Below are 22285 nucleotides of genomic sequence, written 5' to 3'. Positions count from 1 at the left end.
CTTTGAAAAAAAGCCATCCATGGCCTGTCAGCTTAATGACTTGGTTAGTTACCGCTTGTAGAAATTAATCCATCAACATCGGTATCAGTGTTTGTAAACACCCGACCATTAACAGTTAACGGCTCTGCATTTGGCGCTTGGTTAAATGCATCGGTTGCAAATTGAGCAAAGTCAACTTGCAGCGCCTCAATCGTAATACTTACTGTTGCAGTAACTTGCGAATTAACGCCATCACTTACACCAAACATAAAGCTATCTGAACCTGTTGCTTCTTTATTAGGTGTATAAGTAAAGTTACCATCACTGTCAACATTAACAGTACCGAGCATTGGCTCGCTTGTTAACGAGTAAGTAAGTGAGTCGCCATCATTATCGCTTGCGTTAAGCATATCGGTAATGCTTACTTCAGTTTGTGTTGTTAGCATTGCATCGCTTGCTGTAGGTGCGGTGTTTACAACCGGTGTAGGTTGTTTTTTATCATCATCGCTACTACATGCTCCCAATGTTAATGCACTGAGGAGAACACAAATATGGGTAGTTTTTAAATTACGCATTATTTTACTCCTTATTTAGAGCCAGCAAGTGGTGTTGCAAGGTATGGGAATGTTGAGTCCATCATTGTTGCATCAATAGGTGCGCCGTCTGTAAATGGCACTGTGCCTGTATTAGCATCCTCTGGTGCACAAAGTCCTAAATCAGTGTCTTCACCATTTACAGGAATCGGATGACATAAACGACCCATCACAACACGAAGTGCAATATCAACCACATCATCACCCGGGCGACGACCATTTGGGAAGCCGGCTAAATCATTACCCGCTACACCAAATGCAGATTGATCAGCTTGCGCTGTTGCTGCAATGCCTGTATTTAAACGCAGCATTTCTGAAGGTGTTACAGTTGCTTGCTGATTAACGCCTGCAAAACCCGTTAAAAATGCAGTGATTAAATCAGTACGCGGGAAGTTAGTGGGTGCCAGTGTTTCTAAGTTTGCGCCAAGGGTCGTATTAACAGCATCTTTAAACAAAATGTTTAATAACTCAGGTAGTGCTGGGTGAGATACATAATCTAAAAATTGTGCATCGTCTTTAGGGTGCGCAGTAGAAAATGTGTCTTTGTCTTTAATGCCAATTACAAGCTCATTTACAAGCGGGCTACCTAGGCGTGAAACCTGAGTTAATGCACCACCGTTTACCGCATTATTAGCAAATTTAGCATTGGGGTTTAATACACGTGCTTGAGGTAAGCTTGCTGTTGTCCACGAACCTATTACGCCGTTACCTTCACCGACAATACAGCTTTTAGGTATTTCGATAGCGATTGATGTTACGTTTTTATCTGCAAGGTCGTCATTATCAGCTGATTGCGTTATACCACCTGGAAAACCACCGCCGTCACCAGCACCAGGGGCGCTATCACCTTCTACAGGTACATAGTTTACTAAATCAAATGTTTTACCTAGGTTAACTACAAACGGGTCTTTACGCTGTCCTACAAAAACTTGTGCCATGCTCTCACAGTTAGGAATTGAAACCTGATACACAAATTGGTCAGCATAAGTTTGATAATCGCTCATTGAACCAAATGTTTTATTACCCACATAATCAAGCGGTTTAGAAAATGTGCTGGAGTTTGATGCAGTGTTATTTAATAGCGTTGTTTCGCCAGTACGCTGCGCGCCGCTTATCATGCTTACTGTGTATGATTCGCTAAAATTTGCAGCGCTGTTATCTCCGGCAGATACACCGCCTACATTTTTAAGCGGTACAGACACGGTGCGTTGATTACCTTCAGGTCCAACAGTTAATTGCACACCTTGGTTATCATTAGGAAGCATGCTTTTAAAGTTAAACGCAAATGTAATATCTTCAACAGCATCGCCGTCGTTATCTATATGAATGCTGTAAGTAGCATCTGGGTCCATTGCAAAGTAATTAGGACCGCCGTATGCATCTTGCAGCGGGATGTAATTAGCAATTAATGTGACGTAATCATCACGACCTTGCTCGTAACTATTAAATACATAAAAATCGGTAGAATCTAAAGTCGGGAAACGGCTTATATTTGGCGCTTCTCTGTGGCTAGATGCTTCACTTGGTGCACTTATAAACGTACTGCATACTACTACTGCGAGTATTGATGGAGTTAAAGCTTTCATGACTTTGTCCTTTAGTTTTGATTGAAGTCGTAGTTAATAACGGGTGAGAGTTCAGTATGGATGCAAAAAAGTTAAAATGTTTTTATTTTTTGTTAAAAACTTTAAGGAAAGGTTAGCTGCTTAATGTAAGCAGCTAATAAAAGGCTATAAAAGTAGAGCTACAGGAGTATAAGTTCTGTAGTGTATAACACCTCGGTTGGTGATCCATTTGGTGAACCACCAATAGGTTCTAAACTCACTGCTAGTAATGCAATATCACTTGCGTTAAAACGGTTATCTTTTAATAATATCTTGCTACCTTGCTTGGGCAGTAAACCCAATGAAATAGGTGCATCTTGCCCTTTTAAAATCATCCACAGCTCGTAATCTTTATTGGTTTGGGCAACCAATTGGCTACTGGCTTTAATTGAAAGCCCTTGCTCACTTACATCAATAAACCACAATGATTGCTTGTCTTGATTTTGAACCAAGGCAATTTGTTGTGTTTGAACAACATTAGTAGAAGGTTGAATAATCAAAAAGGCTAAAACAATACATGCAGCTGTTGCAACAAAAGACCATGTACGCCAAATAGAAGGCTTAGTATGTATCACCGTTTTACTTGTTTGTGGCCTGTTTTCAATGCGCTGTAGAATATTTATCCATACATCGTCATGTGGCGTTTGTGGTGTAATAGCACTGGCCAAGTTATTTAGGTTTTGCTCCCACATACTTGTTGCTTCACGTGCTTGGTTTGAACTGAGCAACAGACGTTGAAAACGCTTACGGGCAAGCCCTCTAAGCGTGCCAAGCACATACTGCCCAGCAAGTGCGTCTAATAGTTCGGGTTTATTATAATTCATAATGTTAAACACCTTTGTAGCTGCATGAGCCCACGCCTGATCCAGCTTTTAACCGTACCTAATGGCGTTTCGATATGATCCACTAACTCGCTATGGCTCAGCCCTTTGTAATAAGCTAAGTGAATAGCTTGTTTTTGTTGCGGCTCAAGTTGTTCGATACAATTAACCAGTTTTGTTTCTTCATCGTAAGTAACGTCGATGCTTTCATTCTCATATTCGTCATCGCCTAACGACTGCTCTTTTCGTACTTTGTGATAGCGCAGCGAGTCGAGGCTTCTATACCTTACTATACTTATCATCCAGCTTATAACAGTGCCTTTTGAAGCATTATACTCAGATGCGTTATGCCAAATTTTTATAAAAGCATCTTGTAGTGCTTCCTCAGCATGGGCTCTATTTGTGAGCATGTTTAAACTAATAGCAAAAAGTTTGCCGCTAGTTTGTTGATATAAACTTGAGAAAGCATTTTTGTCTCCTTGTGCTGTTGCGCACAAAAGAGGGAGTAAATCATCATTATCCATAGGGGTCCTGTTTTTCTTATTATCATTGAGTAAACGGTTGAGGGTGTGATTTGGATGCAAAAAAATTTAATTGCCTTTTAGATTAGCTGCTTTATACGTAAGTACAAGCAATAATCGATCAGTGTTTGAAATTTAGACGTGTAAGTATAATTTATTCACATGTTTGTAAAAAATGCACAAAGAGCGGTCTGTAGTAGATTTTAGTTTATTAATTACTATATATATCAATGGCCTATTGTTCGCGTTTGAATTTTAAATGGCATTTATATGGCGTGATATTTGCAAAAGACTACTTAAAGCCGTTTAAATTAAGATTATAAATCGGCATTATTTTCACAAAGGAGAGACTATGTGGGCTGCAATTAGTTATTTACTATTAGCACTACTGCTTATTTTTATTGGTTGGGAAGTGAACTCTGTCTATTTTGCTATTGTTTTTTATTGGACTGCGCTGTCACTTTTATTAGTGAGTACCGCGTATATTTTTAATACAGCAAAAATATTTAGAAAGCGTGAAAATGGGGTGATCCCATTTTATATACGGTGGGCGTTTGTGCCATTTTTATTCGGTGTACAAATTTATAATGCCTGGTCACGTAAGCGCGATAAAGTGCCGCCCATTCAACAAATAAACGAAAACCTATTTTTAGCTTGCCGATTATTTCCCTCAGATATAGACACATTAAAAGATAACGGGATTACGGCGATTTTAGATGTTACGTGTGAATTCGACGGACTCGAGTGGAGTTCAACACAAGAGAATATTAATTATTTAAACATTCCGGTGCTCGATCATAGTATTCCTACCCATTCTCAGTTAAATCAGGCTATTAATTGGATTCATCACCATATTAAAGAAGACCATCGCGTAGTCGTTCATTGTGCTTTAGGGCGTGGGCGCTCTGTTTTTGTCATGGCGGCTTATTTACTGAGCCAAAACAAAAATGCAGATGTGCATGAAGTACTTGCACAAATAAAAGAAACCCGCGAAACCGCAAATTTAAATAAGCATCAACTTCGCCATTTAGCTAAGCGACATAAAAAAGGCGAATTACTGATTAAAAACAAAGCCGTTTTAATTGCAAACCCTGTATCTGGTACACGATTATGGGAAGAAAAAGAGCACTTAATTGTTGCGCGGCTATCGGATTATTACGATCTGAAAGTACTCACTACTACAAAAGAAGTTAACGGTATTGAGCTGGCTAAACAGGAAATTGCGCAAAATCCGGATATTATTATCGCATGCGGGGGAGATGGTACGGTGGCCGAAGTTGCAAGCGTACTTGTAAATACACAATGTAAACTAGGCATCATCCCTATGGGGACTGCAAACGCCCTTGCGCATGTATTGATGGGTATTACTTCTAAATTTATTCCTGTTGAACAGGCTTGTGACTTAATTATAGATGGTCAAACAAGCATAATAGATACTGCTTATTGTAATAATGAATTAGTACTACTGCTCGCGGGTATTGGTTTTGAGCAATCAATGATAGAAAAAGCAGATAGAGAGTCGAAAAATAAGTCGGGGCAACTTGCCTATTTAAATGGTTTTTTTGAAGCGTTTGGCGAGCAAAAATCGCAGTTACTTAAAGTAAAACTCGATGATAATGAGCCAAAAGAAATATGTACTAATAGTTTTATTGTGGCCAATGCTGCGCCTTTTACAACGTTATTGGCTCAAGGTGGCGGGCAACCTGATCATAGTGACGGGCTACTCGATATAAATTGGTTAACACCAAATAATGAAGATTCAACCACAGTACTAAGTATTGCAGAGCTGATGTTTAGTAGCTTAACGCAAACACATTTAGCTATAAACTCTCATCATACAAATGCCAAAAGAGTAGAGGTTACAGGCGAAGGAGAGCTTAAGTACGTACTAGATGGTGAAGTTAAAACCGCTCAAAAACTAGTTATTACTATTGAGCCGGCTTCATTAAATGTGATTTGCAAAGAGCAATAAATCGCGTTAGTTATAATCAAAAAAGGAGCTAAATTAGCTCCTTTTTTTACATCACTTTTTAATTGATGGCCAAACAAACCCTGTTGTATCAGGCGCTTGAGAAGATGTTTCTCTTGGTGCACTTTTTGGTCTACGAATAGGCTTATTATTTATAGTGTGAATATAAAGTGCTTCCACTTTATCGCGAGCCCAAGGCGTTTTACGCAAAAACTTTAAACTCGATTTAATGCTGGGTTGATCAGTAAAACATTTAATTTTTACTTGCTCGCCAAGTGTTCTCCAGCCAAGTCGTTGTTCTAACTCAACAAGTATTTGTTCTAATGTTACCCCATGTAAAGGGTTTTTAGGTTGATTATTCATAGCCATACTACTTATTTAAACTGCATGCATTGTAGCTTAAATCAGCTTTTAGCGCTAATTCACAGTGATTGTTTTAGGAGCTGTTGGGTAAATAGCATTACCTTGCTTATCTATTTTAAGCCAAATGAGTTGGCTGTTACTGTGTTGGGGTGTTTTAGCACCACACAAAAGTGTAAAAGAGTGAACTTGTATTAATGCCCCTTCGCTATAGCGTTTGTTGTCGTACCAACAGTTAGCTTCTTCATTTACAAACTGGTTTGCATCAATAATTGAATGGGTTTTTAGCGTTGTTGCTTCACTAAGTATTGAATACGATAAGCTGCTAAAACAAAAGCATAGAATTAAAAAGTTACGCATTAGAGGCCTTTAAATAGGGAGGGTTAAAAATAATACATTAAGCTAAAAAACGTGCTAGTGTAAAGTACACAAAGTGATTTTAAGTATAAACTTAGTTATTCACAGAACAATAAAAAGGTGCACACAATGCAATTTAATCAAACAATGATCGAAGAATTCACACTATTAGCAAAGTTTCCTCGCGACAGTAAAATGCAGGGTATTAAATTACATTCAGACGCAGAGCCAAGCTTACTTAGCGCAGCGCAACGTTTATTTGAAAAAGGGATTATAGATAGCCCAGATGGCGGATATTTAACCGATCTGGGCTTAGATTTAATTGAGCACGTTACGGTTATTCATAGCGCGCTACAAAGTTAATCTAAATTAGCTTAATTTGCATCGGGTTGATTTTGCGGTGCAGCGTCATTAAATGCAGCTAATTTATTACAATGCTCGTAAATGGCTGCAATTTTTGGATAAGCGCTCATATCTACGTTAAAACGAATTGCATTAAATACTTGCGGCACTAAACAAATGTCAGCAAGTGTTGGTTGGTTACCAAAGCAGTAGTCATTATTTTCGTTTAGCATCAGTTCTATTTTTTCAAAACCCACTTCTATCCAATGTCGATACCATTTATTTTTAGCCTCGTTATCAACACCTAATTCGTTTGATAAATACTTCAGCACGCGTAAATTATTAACAGGATGAATATCGCAAGCAATGGCAAAGCTTAAGCTTCTTATTTGCGACTTTTGCCACGCAGTCCCTGTAATTAATGGCGATTGCGGATAAGTTTCATCAAGCCACTCAAGTATTGCAAGTGATTGTGCTAAAACACCATCATCGGTTTCAAGTGCAGGTAGTAAGCCTTGCGGATTAGTCGCTAAGTATTCCTTCCCAAGCTGCTCCGATTTTAAAAGGTTAACAATAGCAAGTTCATGATCGATTGCTTTTAAGTTAAGCGCTATACGCACTCTATAAGCCGCTGATGAGCGAAAGTAGCTGTATAATTTCATAATTAATCCTGTGAACCTGTAAATTGTTTTTTAATAGTACGCCAGCAATCGGTGTAATTTGGTTGGCGCTCTTTACCTTCTAATGCATATTTTGTCGGTGAAATTATATAGCGCGACTCAAACATAAAGGCCAATGTGTTTTCATATTTTTGTGGTGTAAGCTCAGCGTTTGAGGCTTTTTCAAATACGTCGGCTTCAGGTCCATGTGGCGACATACAATTGTGTAAACTTGCGCCACCAGGTACAAAACCATGCTCTTTTGCATCATACACACCTTCAATTAAGCCCATAAATTCACTCATGATATTACGATGATAGTAGGGCGGACGAAAAGTGTTTTCAGCAACCATCCAACGCGGTGGAAAAATGACAAAATCAACATTAGCCATCCCTTCAGTAGCTGATGGCGAGGTTAAAACGGTAAATATAGAAGGATCCGGATGGTCAAAGCTTACTGTATTCATTACATTAAATCGCGATAAATCGTATTTATAAGGCGCGCTATTACCTGTCCATGCAACAACATCGAACGGGGAATGCTTAATATCACAGCTGAATAAGTTGCCATTAAATTTTGACACCAGTTCAAAATCACCTTCTTTATCTTCAAAAGCTGCAACTGGATATTGAAAGTCACGGTCGTTGGCATAGCCGTTTGCACCAACAGGGCCTCGCTCTGCAAGCTCCAAAGCATGACCATAGTTTTCGCAGATATAACCACGGGCCGTTGATTGTATTAAATCAACAGAAAACTTCATTCCTCGGGGTATGACTGCAACTTCACCTGGTTTAACACATAGCTTACCGCACTCTGTATGCAGGAGTAGCTCGCCTTGTTGGGGTACAAATAGCATTTCACCGTCAGCGTTGTAAAAGTAGCGATCAACCATAGACTTGTTAGCTACATACACATGAATACCGATGCCAGATTGCCCATTAGCACTGCCGTTAGCAGCCATTGTTATAAGTCCATCTAGAAAATCAGTTGGCTTTGTAGGAATTTCCACGGGGTTCCAGCGCAGCATAGTCGGAGGTGTTACGGCTTCAGTTATAGGCGCAGTTCGAATCAGGCCGTTATCAATAGCGATGTAATCACCTTGCACTACCGAAGGGCGTAACCGGTACAGCCATGTTCTGCGGTTAGCTGCTCTAGGCGCGGTAAATGCTGTAGAGCTAAATTGTTCAGTGTAAAGATCGTACTTAACTTTTTGAGGAGTAAATTGCCCTATAGGCAAGGCACCGGGTAGCGCTTCGGTTTCAAATTCATTACCAAAACCGGTCATGTACTTTAACTGTTCTGCCATTACTGACTCCTGTGAGAGAAGGCTAGTTTTATGTTTTACTTATTTAAGTTAAGATACTCTCAAGTGAGAGTAATTTCAAATTGCTCAATGAATGTGTATGTAAATATAAATGAACAGCTAGTAAACCTATTTAACGGGATAACAATGAAACTGGATTTAGACACTTTTTTAGCATATCAACTAATTAATGTAGCAAGTTTGGTAAGTAATGACCTTGCTAAGGTATACCAGAGCAAATTTGACTTAACGATACCTCAATGGCGAATTTTGGCGAATTTAGCGCAATTTGGTCAAAGTAATGCCAAAAATTTATGTACGCAGGCAAATATGGATAAATCGACTGTGTCGCGTGCAATAAAAATATTAGTAGAAAAAAAGTTGCTAATAACTCAAATTAATTCAGAGGATAAGCGCGCAGCTATGCTTTCATTAAGTGAAGCTGGAAAAGATATGTATAAAAAAATAGTACCCGAGGCGTTAAAGTGGGAAAAAGAACTATTGGCTTCGTTAAACACACATGAACAAGGTTTATTAATAAGTATACTTAATAAGCTAAAAAATAACTTACAGGCATAAAAAAGCCCATCAAATGATGGGCTTTTATAATTTTAACTAATCTAACAAATTAGATTAGAAAGTGTAACGTACGCCTACACGCATTTCCCATAATGACGCACCAGTTTGTACTGAAGTATTAGCGTTATTACCGTTAAAGCCTGAGTAAACGTAACGACCTTGGTCATCAATAGATGTTGAGATCATGCTTGCGCCTACGAAAGGACCTTTCTTAAGTACGCCCCAGTCATCATTTAGCATGTTTGTAAGGTTATCAATTACAAAGAATGCTTCACCTTTATGGCCTTCCATAAAGCCTGGTAATTCTTGTGTAACTTTAAGGTTAAACTTAACAAACCAGTCAGCATTTTGTTGGTTACGACCTGTAATTTCACCACGTTTAAGTCCTTCAGAAGCAATAAAGTCGTTAAACTCATTGATTTCATCAGCCGACATGTTGTAAACAACGTTAGGATCGTTTTCAAGTGGAACGTACATTAACTGACGGTTGCCATTCCAGTTGTTATCACCAAAGGTAGTGTTGCGGTTAGCATCTGTGTTATCGCTACCATCAAACGTAAAGCTGTAAGGTAGGCCTTTGTATGCTTCACCGTAAAGGTTAAAGCGTGTCTCAAAGCCATCTACAAACTCATATTTGTAACCAAGCGTCATAGTAAAACGATGCGGAATTTCATAATCTGAAGACGCAACACCTGGGTTACCTGGGTTAGTAAGTGCGATGTTACCATAGTTAGAACCAGCTACAGAGCTAGTCATTGGGTTTACATCGTCTGCATCTGTGTATGCGTAACCAAAGCTAAAGTTGATGCCGTTATCAAACATTTTGCTAACTGCTGCAGAGATAACTGAAGAATCACCGCTATCGCCACTAACATTTGTTAATAAATACTCATTACTACGACCTTCGATTGACTCGTAAATAGGACGACCATCAAACGTTGTTTCGCCGCTATCTTGAAGTGCAATATCACGCATCAATGCAGCATCTTTCTTCTTCGAGTATAGGTAGTCTACAGAGATTACGTATTCGTCTTCAGTTGTGTATGTAGCACCAAGAGAGTATTTCCACTCTGAAGGAATTTCAAAATCTGGGTCTACAGCATTAACTGTTGCATCGCCTACACCAATTTCTGTATTTGCAACAATGTCAAACATACCTTGTGGTACGTCAAAACCAGGTGTACCGCCGTTTACGTTAGCTGTATTGAATAAATCTACACCACGGAACTGCGTACTAATGTTTGTAATACCATCGTTAGAGTATGAGTTAGACAGCCATACGTTCGGGTTACCACCAGAGAACAAGCCTAAGCCAGCACGTACTTCAAGTTCGTCAGTTGCATACCATTGGAATCCAACACGTGGCTGCAGTAAGTCAATACCGTCGAATGTAGACTGGTTGCTGAAACCGTAACGGTTAGTGAAGTTTTGGTTAAAGTTAGGAACGTCATCACTTGTGTACTTGTCGTAACGTAAACCAAACTGAATGGTTGCATCTAAGTCAGTGAATGCGTATTCATCTTGGACATAGAATGTATGCTGCGCATATTTAAAGCTTGCAGCCGCATCATTCGGGTTATTAGTACCTGCAGCATTGTTGTAGTAGATACGCGCTGCTTGACCTGCTTCAAAGTCGTCAATTGAGTCAAAGCGCCACTCACCTTCTGTTTGCTGTACGAACAAGTTAAAAACAGATAGCTCTTCAAACTCGTAACCAGCAGTAATTGTGTGTTGATCTAGGTAATAAGTACCAGCAACTTTAAATGTAGTTGTGTCGTAATCTAGATCGTTTGATTGACGAGAATCATCTGGACCAATGAATACAGTACCGCCATTATCAGTACGTATTTGCATTTCACCAAAGCTGCTTGCAGCATCTAATGACTGAACCGTTGCATCTAGCTCTGATTTACCTAAACGAATTTCAGTAGAAAAATCGTCTGACCAATCAGAATATACAGAACCAATGATTGATGTAAACTCAGCACTTTGATTGTAGAAGTGGTTTGATAAAGAAACGCGGCTAGAACCAGTATCAGACTGAGAAATTGTGTTACCGTCGTTGTAGTTATAAATTAAGTTTGCACGGTGATCTTCGTTGATGTTCCAATCTAGTTTTACTAAGATTTTTTCATCTTCAACAGGCATGCTTGATGGCATACCGCCTGCATCGTAGCCGTAAACTGATTGAGAAATACTCTGAATGCGAGATACGTCATCAGCTGTAACACTACCACTGCTAAGGCCGTCGTAATTAAACTGGCGAACACCTTCAAGTTTTTCGTATGAAGTGAACAAGAATAATGTATCTTCAACAAGCGGAAGGCCTACGTTGAAACCGTAACGTTTTTCAGTGTAGTTACCGTTATCAACTTCATTACCTTCAATTTCGTCGCCTTTCATTGAATCGTTTGTGTAATCGAAGAAAACACCACCGTGAACGTCGTTGCCACCAGATTTAGTTACAGCGTTAATATTACACGATGTAAAGCCACCGTATTGAACGTCAAAAGGTGCTAGTTCAGCTGAAACTTGTTCAATAGAGTCGAAAGAGAAAGGGGCACGGATAGTAGGGTAACCGTTTGAGCTTAAGCCGAAGTTATCGTTCATGCGAACGCCGTCAAGCGTTAAGCTGTTGTAACGTGGGTTACCACCACCACAGTTGATTGAACCACGGCTATCATCAATTGTGATACGTGGGTCAATACGGATGATATCTTTTAAATCACGGTTGATGGCTGGTTGGTTTTCAAGATCCGTTAGCGTAAAAGTAGACGCAGGACCTGTACCACCAGACATAGCACTGATAGGAGCACCCGTAACTACAATTTGCTCGATGTTAGAGATATTCTCTAAAGAAGCATTTACCGGGTAATCGTTACCAATGTTAAGAATAATGTTATTGAACTCTTGGTCTGCATAAGTGTCAGAATCTACAACTACTCTGTATGGACCACCAACACGCAGGCCTTTAGCTGTAAAGTAACCAGCATCATTAGTTTCAGTTGTTTTAACTGAGCCTGAAGGAACGTGTAAAATTGTAATTTTAGTGCCAGCAGCAGGGTTGCCGTTAGGACCAGTGATTTGACCTTTAATTGCAGATGTTGTTTCATTTGCAATTGCAGCGCCACTAACACCAACACATGCTGCGATAGCAAGTGATAGGGCCGTTTTGCGTATTTGAGTTTTCATTTAATTTTCCCGTGTAGTTAATAATTAAATTTTTATATTTTTATTTTAAAATTTTTCAAAATAAACAGTTAAAGTTCATTTATTCAAAATCCGTTACTAGTGTACCTTATTTATTCGTTACAAATAAAATACAACTGCAATATATTTTTAATAAATAGTACTATTTTTGTCTATTTGAGTGTTTTTTTGAGCAATAACTCTATATCGGGGTATATATTACGTGGGCTTTATGACAAACATGTGAAATTGGGGTGCGAAAAACAAAAAACCCATCACAATTTTGCAATGGGTTTTGTTAACAAATAACTTAATGTGTTATTACTTACCTATTAAGACTTAAAACTTGTAGCTAATACCAACTTTAGCCTGCCAAGCTGATGAGCTAGTTTGGTATTGACTGTAGTTACGAACGTCAGCACCATTAAATTTGCCATCAATTATATAACGACCTTCATCATCTAACCCACCAAAATCATAAACAGCTTGATCAGAGAAACCTAAGCGTTTTTCAACACCCCAATCACTGTTTAGTAAGTTTGCGAAGTTATCAACCATGAAGTAAACCTCACCGCTGTGACCTTCAGCAAAACCTGGGATTTCTTGTTTGATACTTACATCCATCGTAGTAACCCAAGGTTGAGTACCTGAGTTACGGCCTAAAATTTCACCACGTTCTGAGATACCAGCACGATTTAGAAGCGTTTCTAATTCATTCCAAGATAAACCAGACTCATCCCAATTTACATTTTGATCATCAGCGCCAGTTGGAATGTAAGCTAGGTAAGCTGAGCTTGAGTAAAAGTCGCGTGTATCACCTAAGTCACTATCTTGATACATGCCCATAGTGTAGCTAAATGGACGGCCAGAGCGGCGTTCAAAATACACGTTAAACTTAGTTGCATAACCACTGAAAAATTCAGTGTTATACGCTAGGTTTATTTTAAAGCTGTGCTCTACTTCGTATGAACCACGATCTGCAAAGTCTTCATTACGGTTACGTGTAATGTTGTATTGGTAGTTACTTTGAGCACGAGAAGATGAACCCGATGAGGCCTCAGTTACGTCTTGGTGTGCATAACTTGCAGAAACATACAGGCCATTTTCAAATTCTTTTGCAATGCCGGTAGAAATAATGATTGAACGTCCATCGTCAGATGAATTAGTCATTGCAATATCAAAGTTATCTGCAAGGTCGCCAGTATAAATACTTTCGTTAATTACACGCTCACCATCAGCAGCAACACCAATTGGGTTTAAAGCAGTGTTATGCCATACAGCTTCGTTTTCTTTTTTATGGTAAGCAATTTCTGCTTGCCATTTGAAGCCTTCTCCAAGTAGTTCTGAGTCAAACTCGTATTCAAAACCAACTTGAGCTCTTATGCTCGATGGAAGCTCAAAATCAGGGTCAACATAGTTTGTGCTACCGGCACCTTGGACTAACGTGTCTTTAATAGCGTCAGGTACTTGCGTAATATCGGCTTGGTTATTGGCGTAATAATCATTAATAGCGCTTTGTGGTGCTTCAACAAATGTAATACCGTCATTTTGGAAAGAGTTATTGTACCAAACGTTTGGAATACCACCTTGGAATCGACCTATACCACCATTAATGGTTAATGCTTCAGTTGCATAATATTTAAAGCCAATACGCGGTAAAATTATATCTAAACCATCAAGATTCTCTTGATTGCTAAAGCCGTAAGTATTTAAAAAGTTTTCGTTTAAAGTTGGTTTATCGTCTGATGATAAACGCTCATAACGAACGCCAGCTGTTACTTCTAAATCATCACCAACATAAAAAGTATCTTCGATATAAAGTGCTAATTGGTTACGTGTCGCATCGTATGCAGTGTCATTTGGGTTATTTGTGTACGCGTTACTGTAAGAAAAGTCGTATGTACCTCTAAAGTTACCCACTTCACGGTTTGCAAAACCTTCGAAGTCATCAAATTCCCAAGAACCTAATGAGTTAGATGCAAATAAGTTATATAAATTTAGCGATTCATACTGCATACCAAAGTTAATTTCGTGCTCATCCATTAAGTAAGTGGCATCGAAAGTAAGCGTTAAGTTTTCAGTCGATGAGCTATTTGCATGGCGGAATTCATCTGTACCAAACTCATAAGCTGGACCACGGAAGTACTCTTCAACTTTCACAAAGCCAATATCAGAGTTAGTTAAGCTTCTTGATGATACATCTTTGTAAGCGATACCAATTTCAGTTGAGAAGTTTTCATTCCAGTCTGAATATAATTTTGTCGCAAAATTATTGAATTTAGTAGCGTAAGTATAACGGCTTGACGCTAAGCTTACTGTACTACCGCCAGTGCCGACATTTGTTTCGTCTTTATCGTCTTGCCATTGGTAAGTGAAATCTAAACGATGATCATCATTAATATTCCAACTTAATTTAACAAGCAATGATTCGTTTGTATCTTTAGGGTCACCACCTAGAGAATCGGTTAAGCCGTATTCATTATTTAAAATATTAATAAATTGGTTGTAGCTTTCTTCTGTTACATCATATTCATTCGTTGCACCAGAGCCTTCAAAACCGTAATCTAAATCAAGTTCACTTGTCCATTTGTTGTAGTTAACAAAGTAAAACAAAGTATCGTCGATTAATGGGCCGCCAACATTAAAGCCATAACGTTTCTCAGTTTGAATTGGTTCTACCTGATCAATAACGTATGTACGGTGTCCATCTTCATCTAAAACAGGGTTACCATCTGCATATACTTGAGAAATACTGTCTACATCACCTGCAATATCAGGAGTAGATATTTCATAAAAGCCAGAAAATTTAAACTCATTAGTACCTGATTTTGTTACTGCATTAATGGTACCTCCCCCAAAGTTACCTTTAGAGGCTGAGAACGGAGATACATCAACAGAAATTTGCTCAATTGCATCAAGTGCTACAGGTGGTTGCGAAGTAGGGTAGCCACCGTAACTTAAACCAAAGTCATCATTTTGGCCAATACCGTCAACAGTTAAGCCATTTGAACGTGGGTTACTACCTGCAAACGTTAGCTCACCACTACCATTAATGCTGGCGAGTGGATTTAAACGCGCAATATCTTTAATATCACGGTTAAAGCTTGGCATATTCTCAATAGTGTCAGAGCCAAATGTACTGCTAGAGCCACCTGATTGCTGAACAATCTTATAACCAGACACTTCAATCTTTTCGATGTTTAGCGGAGCAAGCTGCGAGCTTAAACGGTAAGTTTCACCCAGATTTAGATAGATATTTTCAACAGTCGTATCGTTAAATGTATCAGAATCGATGATAACCATGTAAGGACCACCTACACGTAAGCCATTAGCGATAAACGTACCACTTTCGTTTGTAGTTAGTTCGCTAATAGTTCCCGTTGGTTGGTGAACTACTTTGATTTTAACGTTTGCAGCACTGCCACCTGAAGGCGTCGTAATTTTACCACGCATTGCAGATGAAGTATCAGCAGCCATTGCGCTTGTAGAAACACCTAGAGCTAAAATTACCGCTCCAGTTAATTTCGAAAGGCCAAGCTTAGTCATAATGTTGATTTCCCGTGTGTAGGTTATATAAATTTAATACTGTTTATTTATCAGTCGTCATTTTTAGTGCCGTATCTAACTCTTTTGCAGAAGGGTCAAATAAGGCGTTTAATAGTCCAGCTAGTCGAATACCCGCTTGTTGTAGGCGTGTTTTTACAATTGGAGTGTTGTTATAAATGTAGCTGTACCCAACTTCGTCGTTGGTGTACTTATAAATTTTTGTTGCTAAATTGTGTGATTCTTCAACCCAAGTTTTAGGTGAGCTTTGTAAATATTCAGCAATTAATTCGCTGTTATTTGTATCAATAAATTGAGCGTATTCAGTAAACGACAAGTTCTCGTTCTCAACTAACTTTGTATCCCAAAGGCTGTGAAGGTTTGTTTCTTCGTTAAAAAAAGAAACCTTAATACGGTTACCACCTCTGTCTTCACCTCGACCGGCATGAAAAGGTTGATGACTGTCGCCTACTAAATGCACTAAAAAACGCAAACTGAACTGTTTAGCATCTAAGGTGCTATTTTTATCGGTGAGCGTTTGCATTGAATAGTGAATACCCTCGAGGATATTACTTACAGATTCTTTGTTTTTAGTATGATCGTGATTGAAGCTGAAAGATTTTCCTGGGGCTGCATTAATGTAATGCCAACGAGATGATTTCTTTTGCCAAAAGTCGCCAGGAGCAGAGCGCATTTCATCAGGCCACGTTGATATTTGCGCAAGTGACTCACCATCTAAATAAGGTTTAATTGCTGCTTTAGTTGTTTCGCTTATATGAGATTGTGCAATCTGCCCTACAATACGGTGGCCATTTTGACCCCAAGCGTGTGAGTTAGTGCTTGTGAATATCGCACTAATCAAAAGCGCAGAAGATATCGAGTACTTTATATTGTTATGCATTAAAACTTCCTAAATGAATATTTCATGGGGTTGCTATAAGCTAATGCGGTCAATTGTCCTCATTTTTAATGTTGATAGGAAGGACTTATTAAAATTCATAATTTCTTATTAAATTACGTTTAAAATCAGTATCTTATATTTAATAGGTAAAATTACTTGTTGTAATAGGTAAGCGAAATTGTTCAAATACCCTATATCGTCTATTTTTGGGTGGCATTGCTTTGAATTATAAAAATATTGTGTTGCACAAAATGTTAATTGTTACATTTTTGTTTCTATTATTGGTCGTTACGTGGGTTTGCGGTCAAGTTAGTGTATACAATGATGATTTACATTTTCCGGTTATGATCGAAACCTCAACAGAGTGTCAAACAACTGCTACAAGTAATAAAGACCAATTAATTGTTTTTACACAATCAAAAAAAATAGCCAAGTTATTAACACAAAAGTTATGCTCTGATAACGTAGTAGCTAAGCAATATGGCTCGGTAAAAGGGTATTGGGGATATAGAACGGCAGATAGCTTTGAGTTTGTTGGTAAAGGAATTGCTGACCTAATTTTGGCTAAAAGCAATATTATGGCTGCATTTAAAGCGGAGTCGACCTATAACTACCAACCCGTAGTTGGTTTTTCTGACTACACGGCATTTTTTATATCGTCTAAAGAAAAACCTCGAATTACTAAACAATATTTTTTAGATAAACGCATAGGTTTGCTTGATTATCCTACCAGCCGATCAGGGCATATTTTACCAAAGCAAATGTTTAAAGAACTGGATATAAATTTAGCTAATTTGAAAATCACTTATGCTAGTTCTCATAACGAATTACGCGATTTACTCGCCGACGGAAAAGTAGATATTATTGCTTCGTTTTGGAAAGAGAGTGACGAAAAACGTTTTTCAAAAAACTATATTACGCCTTTGAGTAATAATATTACTGGAACAAGATGGTATTTAAAAATGCAGCAAAATAATACTGATTTATTATGTGCAGTACAGGCAAATTTGCTTGATATGTCTAAAGATCAAAGTTTGCATTATTATCAAAATGCACAATCGTTTTGGAGTTGCGGTACTAGCTCAGTAAACTTAAAAGAGGAAGTTAGTGATGAGTAAATATAAACAACTACTTGTTTTACTATGCTTATTTTTAACTCTATCTTCTGTGTTTTATATTTCTGTAATTCAAAAAAGCCAGCAAGTAACTAAACAAAAAATAACGCAGATAGAAAGGCAAATAGCACTCGACTTACCATTACTTGATTTATCAAATGAGCTGCTAAAGCATTCGGGGAATAAAGATGCGGTTAATAGCTATATTAAAACCTTAAATAGCTACATTAATTCGAACGATCTTAAAGTTGTTGCTATTGCACCAAAAGGCGAAATGCTAGCACCTGTAAACTTACACCAAATAACACGTAGTTTGAGCACTAATAACGGACCTGTATTAGTTGTATTTAACGTTCAGCAAACCCACTTTACATTAAGCCATTTTATTTACTATTTTATATTTTTAGTATTAAGTGTGTTGATTAGTTTTTGGGTAAAATTTGCGTTTATTAAACAAAGTAATAAGCAGTTTAATAATGCGCAGCATCAGTCAATTACAGAGCCTACGCCGCTGATGCTTATAGTTGACCTTAACGATAAAACACTATCAAGTAGTTGTAGTGCAGAGCAAAAAGTGGGTTTAGCCAATAAGCCATTATGCTTTTATTTAGCACTTGTAGAGTATTGTACAAATAACGATGATGTAGCGCTTAGTCATAATAAAGATGTACCAGAGGAGCTTCTAGAGCTCGCTAACAAGTATTTTTATAGGTTGGTAGAGCTTGGTCATACGGTTAGAAAAAGGCCTAATTTTAATAATAGCCTAGAAAAAACCTTGAGTGAGATACGTGCGGCATTAGATGAAGTACTTAGCGAGTGTCCTGAAGAAAAAGAGTTATATTACCCACCTAAAGCCTATGGAGAAGGCTCTCGTTCTCGTTTGCATAGTTATGGGCTGGCAAATATTAAAAAAGGTAATATTGAAATAAGAGGAAAGTAACTAGATTACTTTCCTCATATTCTTAGAGGTTATTTAGGGGTAAATTCAGCCGCTTTGAGAGGGCTATTTTTTGAAATAAAGTCTTGAAGTGCTTTAGCATCTGTTTCGTCTGTACTTACAAAGCCTTTTTTATTTGTAAGTGCAGGATAACCATCACCGCCTGATGCGTTATAGCTATTTAGACTCATTCTGTATGTTTTATTTTTATTAAGCGGTTCGCCATTGATCAAAACATTAACCAACTGATTATTTTTACGCTCAAACGATATTTTATGGTATTGCAAATAAGCACCAGCATCCGGTGGGAAGCTCGTTACTGTATTTAAGTAATCCCATAAATCACTGCCTTGCCAATCCATATAAGTAATGCGGTTTTTAAAAGGATGTACTTTTAAAATATCTTTATAGCTTACTTTACCAGCCTCTATTGAGCTGCGAATACCACCGCCACTTATTAATCCAAAGTCTGCATTTACTACATCCATTTGAGCTTGAATAATTACACGTGCAAGGTTTGTTTGTTGGTAACGAACTTTGTTTCTGTCACCTTCTAAGCGAGCATCTACTTCACCAATGGTACCTTCAATTTGTTTAGCGCCTTTAGCTTGGTATACCGCTAAATAAGATTCAAGTTTAGGGTCTGGTTTAATGTACTCGTTTGCTAATACTGCTTTAGTAGAGCCATCAGCTTGAACTTTATCTACATACAAATTAACAGGCATGAGTTTGTAGTCTAGTAACGTTAATTTTCCGTTTTCAAGCTTAAACTCAGCTTTACCAACATACTTACCCCATTCATGGGCTTGCATAATGTAAGTACCGTTTTGCTGGTCTGGCTTACAGGCAAGGCCAGGTTTAAAGTTGTCGTCATTTACATTTGTATCACTCATACACACAGGTTCTTGTGAGTGCCCGCCAATGATCATATCAAGTGTGTTTGCAGGAAGTGAGCGAGCAAGTGTTACATCACCTGGTGCATTAATGCCAAAGCTAGCATCAACATAATGACCCATATGAGTCAGCGCAATGGTAATGTCAGGGTTGTACTTAGCTTTTATTTCTTTAGCTAGTTTTGCAGTAACGTCAACAGGGTCTTTAAACTCTAAGTGGCCAATATACTGAGGATTACCAATTTTAGCTGTGTCTGTTGTTGTTAATCCAATAACAGCAATAGTTAAGCCATTTTTTTTGAATATTTTATAGCTATCAAACGCATGTTCGCCTGATTCTTTTTCAAATATATTGGCTGATAGAAAAGGAAAGTTCACCCATTTTTGCTGTTGCTTCAATACATCAATAGGGTTATCGAATTCGTGATTGCCTAATGCCATTGCATCATAACCAATCAGCGACATACCTTTAAAGTCAGGTTCTGCTTTTTGTAAATCTGACTCAGGAATACCGGTATTAATGTCACCACCAGAGAGAAGTAAAACGGCATGACCTTGCTTTTGGGCGTCATTACGTAAAGAGTCAATTAACGTTTTGCGAGCGGCCATACCGTATTCGCCTTTTTCGTTTTGCCAAAAACGGCCGTGATTATCATTAGTATGAAGAACAGTTAAATATTCAGTAGGAGTACTGTTAGAGGTTGATTCAGGAGCAGGAGATGTACATCCAAGTACACTAAAAATAATCGAAAATAAAATAATTATACGCATAAAATACCTATGGATTAAGGTCTACTTAATTTATCAAGCGGGTAGTTTAAACTAGTTTTATGCTAAAAAAACGTACTTATTGACATTTTATTTAGAAGGTACAGTTAATCGATTTGTGGCGGCACTTTCGCGACGCTTTAACTCTGCATCCGCATATTCCCGCTTAGTATGGTTTATACCTACCATCCACGTTAAAAAGCTCGCCGGTAGTTTTGTGTATGGTTCACCTTTGTGTAAACCAAAGTCGCAAATTGTTTGTTTAGTGTGTGGCATTGTTAGATCCTGTTGTTTGTGTTTTTTTAAGGTAACAAATAAGTGACCACACTTTTAAGATGATTTAATTTTAAATAGTTAGATTTATATAGCAAAAAAGAATATAAATAATGGCATATGTAATTAATTTGTTATCAACACGGTCTTAATTGTATCAACTCACACTTTAGAATCGATTTTAGTCGCCGATGGCATTAATGTGTTAACGCATTAACTAATTATTTAAAAAATATAACAACAGGAATAAAACATGAAAAAACTTTTACTTGGCTCAGCACTTGCTGCAGCAAGTTTTACAAGCACCGCTACTATAGTTGAAATGAACACGAGCCAAGGTGTCATAGAGATTAACCTATTTGATCAACAAACCCCCAAAACAGTCGCAAATTTTTTAAGTTACGTTCAAGACGATTCATATAACGAAACAGTAATTCACCGCTCTGTTAGTAACTTTGTTATTCAAGGTGGTGGATTTACATTTTCTGATTCGCTAGATGCGATTACTACAAAGCCCGCTGTAGATAATGAGCCCGTTTTTTCTAATGTTAAGGGCACCATTGCGATGGCTAAATTATCGGGTGATGCTAATAGCGCAACAAGTCAGTGGTTTTTTAATATTACAGACAATAGTGCAGCACTTGATACCCAAAACGGTGGTTTTACTGTGTTTGGACAAATTACTGCAGCAAGCCAATCAACGTTAGATAAAATTGCAGCGTTAGTACACTGTGGTGAAACACCCGTGGTTGATATTACTGCCGAGCAATGTGCAAGTACTGATGTAACAATTAGTAGTGCTAACTTAGTGACTATTCAAAATGTGGCGGTAATGGATGATGATCCTAATTCAGCAGCAGGCCTTACTGTTACTGAAAATACGTTAATTGATTCTGACACATCAACAGATTCTAGTAGCAGTTCTGGCGGCGGGTTAATTTGGCTTTTAGGTGCTTTTTTACTTGCGGTACCTCGTTTAAAACGTGCTAAATAATTAAAATTAACGGTAATGTGGATGGCCTAAACCAGCCGTCCACATTACTATTATTAAACTTTGCTATTTAAAATAGTACTCGCCAAACCATTGCTAGCCAAATTGAAAACACACAAACACAACCCAGTAAAAACACTTTAAAACGTGCGCGTACGTTGTTTTCACCTAAATGAATAACGCTATGCACAATACGTGTTGCTACAAATAAACAGGCCAGTATTGCCACAAGTGTACTGGCGCTATTTAGTTGCAGTGCAAGTAAACATCCCGCGTAAAAAAGCACAGGTATTTCAAACTGATTTGAAAAGTTTCTATCTGCCACCCTAATAGTGTCGCCAGCCTTATCTAACTGCATTGTTTTAAAGTCACTTAAATCTAGTTGTTTGTTTTTAGCTGCGGCAAAGCGCCTTTTACCCATAATGAGCATGACAACCAGTGAAAGCGTAACTTGTGCAAACATGGCAAGTATGATGATTTTTTCCATTGTTTTTCCTTATTATTATTTAGAATTTGCGTATTTTTTGATATTGAATGATTTTTAATCACGCAAGGTTGGCAGACTCCCAACTAATATCCGATTATGA

The 22285-nt window shown here is 38.0% G+C and carries 20 protein-coding genes; 6 read left to right on the top strand and 14 right to left on the bottom strand.

From position 1 onward, the window contains the following. Window positions 1-44: 44 nt before the first annotated feature. From GQR47_RS00305 to GQR47_RS00290, 4 genes are all read right to left on the bottom strand, one after another. Window positions 45-554: an Ig-like domain-containing protein gene (locus GQR47_RS00305; protein ID WP_024600513.1), complete on the bottom strand. Its 510-nt coding sequence runs from the start codon at window positions 552-554 to the stop codon at window positions 45-47. 11 nt (window positions 555-565) lie between these two features. Beyond that, window positions 566-2158: a DUF4331 domain-containing protein gene (locus tag GQR47_RS00300; RefSeq protein ID WP_154902904.1), complete on the bottom strand. Its 1593-nt coding sequence runs from the start codon at window positions 2156-2158 to the stop codon at window positions 566-568. Between the two features lie 158 nt (window positions 2159-2316). Further along, window positions 2317-3000 (bottom strand): anti-sigma factor, encoded by a 684-nt coding sequence (locus GQR47_RS00295; RefSeq protein WP_154902903.1) that lies wholly within the window; start codon window positions 2998-3000, stop codon window positions 2317-2319. Then, a complete protein-coding gene (locus GQR47_RS00290; protein ID WP_154902902.1) occupies window positions 2997-3521 on the bottom strand; it encodes a sigma-70 family RNA polymerase sigma factor in 525 nt (174 codons plus the stop codon). Before GQR47_RS00290 ends, GQR47_RS00295 begins: the two co-directional genes overlap by 4 nt. Window positions 3522-3870: 349 nt before the next feature. On the opposite strand from GQR47_RS00290, the gene GQR47_RS00285 reads away from it, so the two are divergent. Beyond that, on the top strand, window positions 3871-5490 hold the full coding sequence (locus GQR47_RS00285; RefSeq protein ID WP_024591821.1) for a diacylglycerol kinase family protein: 1620 nt from the start codon (window positions 3871-3873) through the stop codon (window positions 5488-5490). Between the two features lie 51 nt (window positions 5491-5541). Here GQR47_RS00285 and GQR47_RS00280 read toward each other — a convergent pair whose 3' ends face one another. Together GQR47_RS00280 and GQR47_RS00275 are read right to left on the bottom strand one after the other, a co-directional pair. Next, the gene (locus GQR47_RS00280; protein ID WP_024591820.1) at window positions 5542-5850 is read right to left on the bottom strand and encodes a VF530 family protein; all 309 of its coding nucleotides are present in this window, start codon (window positions 5848-5850) and stop codon (window positions 5542-5544) included. 54 nt (window positions 5851-5904) lie between these two features. Beyond that, entirely contained in the window at window positions 5905-6207 is a 303-nt protein-coding gene (locus GQR47_RS00275; RefSeq protein ID WP_002959040.1) for a DUF1496 domain-containing protein, read from the bottom strand. Between the two features lie 126 nt (window positions 6208-6333). Here GQR47_RS00275 and GQR47_RS00270 point away from each other — a divergent pair, with 126 nt between their 5' ends. After that, window positions 6334-6567 carry a TIGR02647 family protein gene (locus GQR47_RS00270; protein WP_007375551.1) on the top strand — a complete coding sequence of 78 codons (234 nt, stop codon included), beginning with the start codon at window positions 6334-6336 and terminating at the stop codon, window positions 6565-6567. 11 nt (window positions 6568-6578) lie between these two features. Here the strand turns inward: GQR47_RS00270 and maiA are convergent, their stop codons facing one another. Both maiA and hmgA read right to left on the bottom strand, forming a co-directional pair. After that, window positions 6579-7208 carry a maleylacetoacetate isomerase gene (gene maiA / locus GQR47_RS00265; protein ID WP_154902901.1) on the bottom strand — a complete coding sequence of 210 codons (630 nt, stop codon included), beginning with the start codon at window positions 7206-7208 and terminating at the stop codon, window positions 6579-6581. A 2-nt stretch (window positions 7209-7210) separates the two neighbouring features. Further along, complete coding sequence (hmgA, locus tag GQR47_RS00260; protein WP_154902900.1) at window positions 7211-8512, bottom strand: homogentisate 1,2-dioxygenase; 1302 nt, start codon at window positions 8510-8512, stop codon at window positions 7211-7213. Between the two features lie 30 nt (window positions 8513-8542). On the opposite strand from hmgA, the gene GQR47_RS00255 reads away from it, so the two are divergent. Beyond that, window positions 8543-9088, top strand: a complete 546-nt coding sequence (locus GQR47_RS00255; protein ID WP_154902899.1) for a MarR family transcriptional regulator — start codon at window positions 8543-8545, stop codon at window positions 9086-9088. A gap of 54 nt (window positions 9089-9142) precedes the next feature. Here GQR47_RS00255 and GQR47_RS00250 read toward each other — a convergent pair whose 3' ends face one another. The 3 genes from GQR47_RS00250 to GQR47_RS00240 all read right to left on the bottom strand — a co-directional run bounded on the left by GQR47_RS00250 (window position 9143) and on the right by GQR47_RS00240 (window position 16721). Further along, window positions 9143-12280: a TonB-dependent receptor gene (locus GQR47_RS00250; RefSeq protein ID WP_024595880.1), complete on the bottom strand. Its 3138-nt coding sequence runs from the start codon at window positions 12278-12280 to the stop codon at window positions 9143-9145. A 336-nt stretch (window positions 12281-12616) separates the two neighbouring features. Then, entirely contained in the window at window positions 12617-15823 is a 3207-nt protein-coding gene (locus GQR47_RS00245) for a TonB-dependent receptor (RefSeq protein ID WP_154902898.1), read from the bottom strand. A 43-nt stretch (window positions 15824-15866) separates the two neighbouring features. Beyond that, window positions 15867-16721, bottom strand: coding sequence for a S1/P1 nuclease (locus tag GQR47_RS00240; RefSeq protein ID WP_024594577.1), 855 nt, complete (start codon window positions 16719-16721; stop codon window positions 15867-15869). A 251-nt stretch (window positions 16722-16972) separates the two neighbouring features. Here GQR47_RS00240 and GQR47_RS00235 point away from each other — a divergent pair, with 251 nt between their 5' ends. Beyond that, window positions 16973-17839, top strand: a complete 867-nt coding sequence (locus GQR47_RS00235) for a hypothetical protein (protein ID WP_084324632.1) — start codon at window positions 16973-16975, stop codon at window positions 17837-17839. Next, on the top strand, window positions 17832-18776 hold the full coding sequence (locus GQR47_RS00230; protein ID WP_024594579.1) for a hypothetical protein: 945 nt from the start codon (window positions 17832-17834) through the stop codon (window positions 18774-18776). The genes GQR47_RS00235 and GQR47_RS00230 overlap by 8 nt, the downstream gene beginning before the upstream one ends. Window positions 18777-18805: 29 nt before the next feature. On the opposite strand, the gene ushA is transcribed toward GQR47_RS00230, so the two are convergent. Continuing rightward, window positions 18806-20437, bottom strand: a complete 1632-nt coding sequence (ushA, locus tag GQR47_RS00225) for a bifunctional UDP-sugar hydrolase/5'-nucleotidase UshA (RefSeq protein ID WP_024594580.1) — start codon at window positions 20435-20437, stop codon at window positions 18806-18808. Between the two features lie 87 nt (window positions 20438-20524). Then, complete coding sequence (locus tag GQR47_RS00220) at window positions 20525-20710, bottom strand: hypothetical protein (RefSeq protein ID WP_024594581.1); 186 nt, start codon at window positions 20708-20710, stop codon at window positions 20525-20527. 250 nt (window positions 20711-20960) lie between these two features. Here GQR47_RS00220 and GQR47_RS00215 point away from each other — a divergent pair, with 250 nt between their 5' ends. Further along, complete coding sequence (locus tag GQR47_RS00215) at window positions 20961-21701, top strand: peptidylprolyl isomerase (RefSeq protein ID WP_024594582.1); 741 nt, start codon at window positions 20961-20963, stop codon at window positions 21699-21701. 67 nt (window positions 21702-21768) lie between these two features. On the opposite strand, the gene GQR47_RS00210 is transcribed toward GQR47_RS00215, so the two are convergent. Continuing rightward, window positions 21769-22185, bottom strand: a complete 417-nt coding sequence (locus tag GQR47_RS00210) for an MAPEG family protein (RefSeq protein ID WP_024594583.1) — start codon at window positions 22183-22185, stop codon at window positions 21769-21771. Between the last annotated feature and the right edge of the window lie 100 nt (window positions 22186-22285).

Source organism: Pseudoalteromonas sp. Z1A2 (assembly GCF_011378755.1).
GTDB lineage: Bacteria > Pseudomonadota > Gammaproteobacteria > Enterobacterales > Alteromonadaceae > Pseudoalteromonas > Pseudoalteromonas distincta.
The sequence above is the reverse complement of the archived record's forward strand: the minus strand, read 5'-3'. Positions and strand labels throughout refer to the sequence as shown.

What these genes read in the sequence shown, in the direction of transcription:
- GQR47_RS00305 (WP_024600513.1), bottom strand. Translation starts at nt 554, where the DNA reads ATGCGTAATTTAAAAACTACCCATATTTGTGTTCTCCTCAGTGCATTA.
- GQR47_RS00300 (WP_154902904.1), bottom strand. Translation starts at nt 2,158, where the DNA reads ATGAAAGCTTTAACTCCATCAATACTCGCAGTAGTAGTATGCAGTACG.
- GQR47_RS00295 (WP_154902903.1), bottom strand. Translation starts at nt 3,000, where the DNA reads ATGAATTATAATAAACCCGAACTATTAGACGCACTTGCTGGGCAGTAT.
- GQR47_RS00290 (WP_154902902.1), bottom strand. Translation starts at nt 3,521, where the DNA reads ATGGATAATGATGATTTACTCCCTCTTTTGTGCGCAACAGCACAAGGA.
- GQR47_RS00285 (WP_024591821.1), top strand. Translation starts at nt 3,871, where the DNA reads ATGTGGGCTGCAATTAGTTATTTACTATTAGCACTACTGCTTATTTTT.
- GQR47_RS00280 (WP_024591820.1), bottom strand. Translation starts at nt 5,850, where the DNA reads ATGAATAATCAACCTAAAAACCCTTTACATGGGGTAACATTAGAACAA.
- GQR47_RS00275 (WP_002959040.1), bottom strand. Translation starts at nt 6,207, where the DNA reads ATGCGTAACTTTTTAATTCTATGCTTTTGTTTTAGCAGCTTATCGTAT.
- GQR47_RS00270 (WP_007375551.1), top strand. Translation starts at nt 6,334, where the DNA reads ATGCAATTTAATCAAACAATGATCGAAGAATTCACACTATTAGCAAAG.
- maiA (WP_154902901.1), bottom strand. Translation starts at nt 7,208, where the DNA reads ATGAAATTATACAGCTACTTTCGCTCATCAGCGGCTTATAGAGTGCGT.
- hmgA (WP_154902900.1), bottom strand. Translation starts at nt 8,512, where the DNA reads ATGGCAGAACAGTTAAAGTACATGACCGGTTTTGGTAATGAATTTGAA.
- GQR47_RS00255 (WP_154902899.1), top strand. Translation starts at nt 8,543, where the DNA reads ATGTTTTACTTATTTAAGTTAAGATACTCTCAAGTGAGAGTAATTTCA.
- GQR47_RS00250 (WP_024595880.1), bottom strand. Translation starts at nt 12,280, where the DNA reads ATGAAAACTCAAATACGCAAAACGGCCCTATCACTTGCTATCGCAGCA.
- GQR47_RS00245 (WP_154902898.1), bottom strand. Translation starts at nt 15,823, where the DNA reads ATGACTAAGCTTGGCCTTTCGAAATTAACTGGAGCGGTAATTTTAGCT.
- GQR47_RS00240 (WP_024594577.1), bottom strand. Translation starts at nt 16,721, where the DNA reads ATGCATAACAATATAAAGTACTCGATATCTTCTGCGCTTTTGATTAGT.
- GQR47_RS00235 (WP_084324632.1), top strand. Translation starts at nt 16,973, where the DNA reads ATGTTAATTGTTACATTTTTGTTTCTATTATTGGTCGTTACGTGGGTT.
- GQR47_RS00230 (WP_024594579.1), top strand. Translation starts at nt 17,832, where the DNA reads ATGAGTAAATATAAACAACTACTTGTTTTACTATGCTTATTTTTAACT.
- ushA (WP_024594580.1), bottom strand. Translation starts at nt 20,437, where the DNA reads ATGCGTATAATTATTTTATTTTCGATTATTTTTAGTGTACTTGGATGT.
- GQR47_RS00220 (WP_024594581.1), bottom strand. Translation starts at nt 20,710, where the DNA reads ATGCCACACACTAAACAAACAATTTGCGACTTTGGTTTACACAAAGGT.
- GQR47_RS00215 (WP_024594582.1), top strand. Translation starts at nt 20,961, where the DNA reads ATGAAAAAACTTTTACTTGGCTCAGCACTTGCTGCAGCAAGTTTTACA.
- GQR47_RS00210 (WP_024594583.1), bottom strand. Translation starts at nt 22,185, where the DNA reads ATGGAAAAAATCATCATACTTGCCATGTTTGCACAAGTTACGCTTTCA.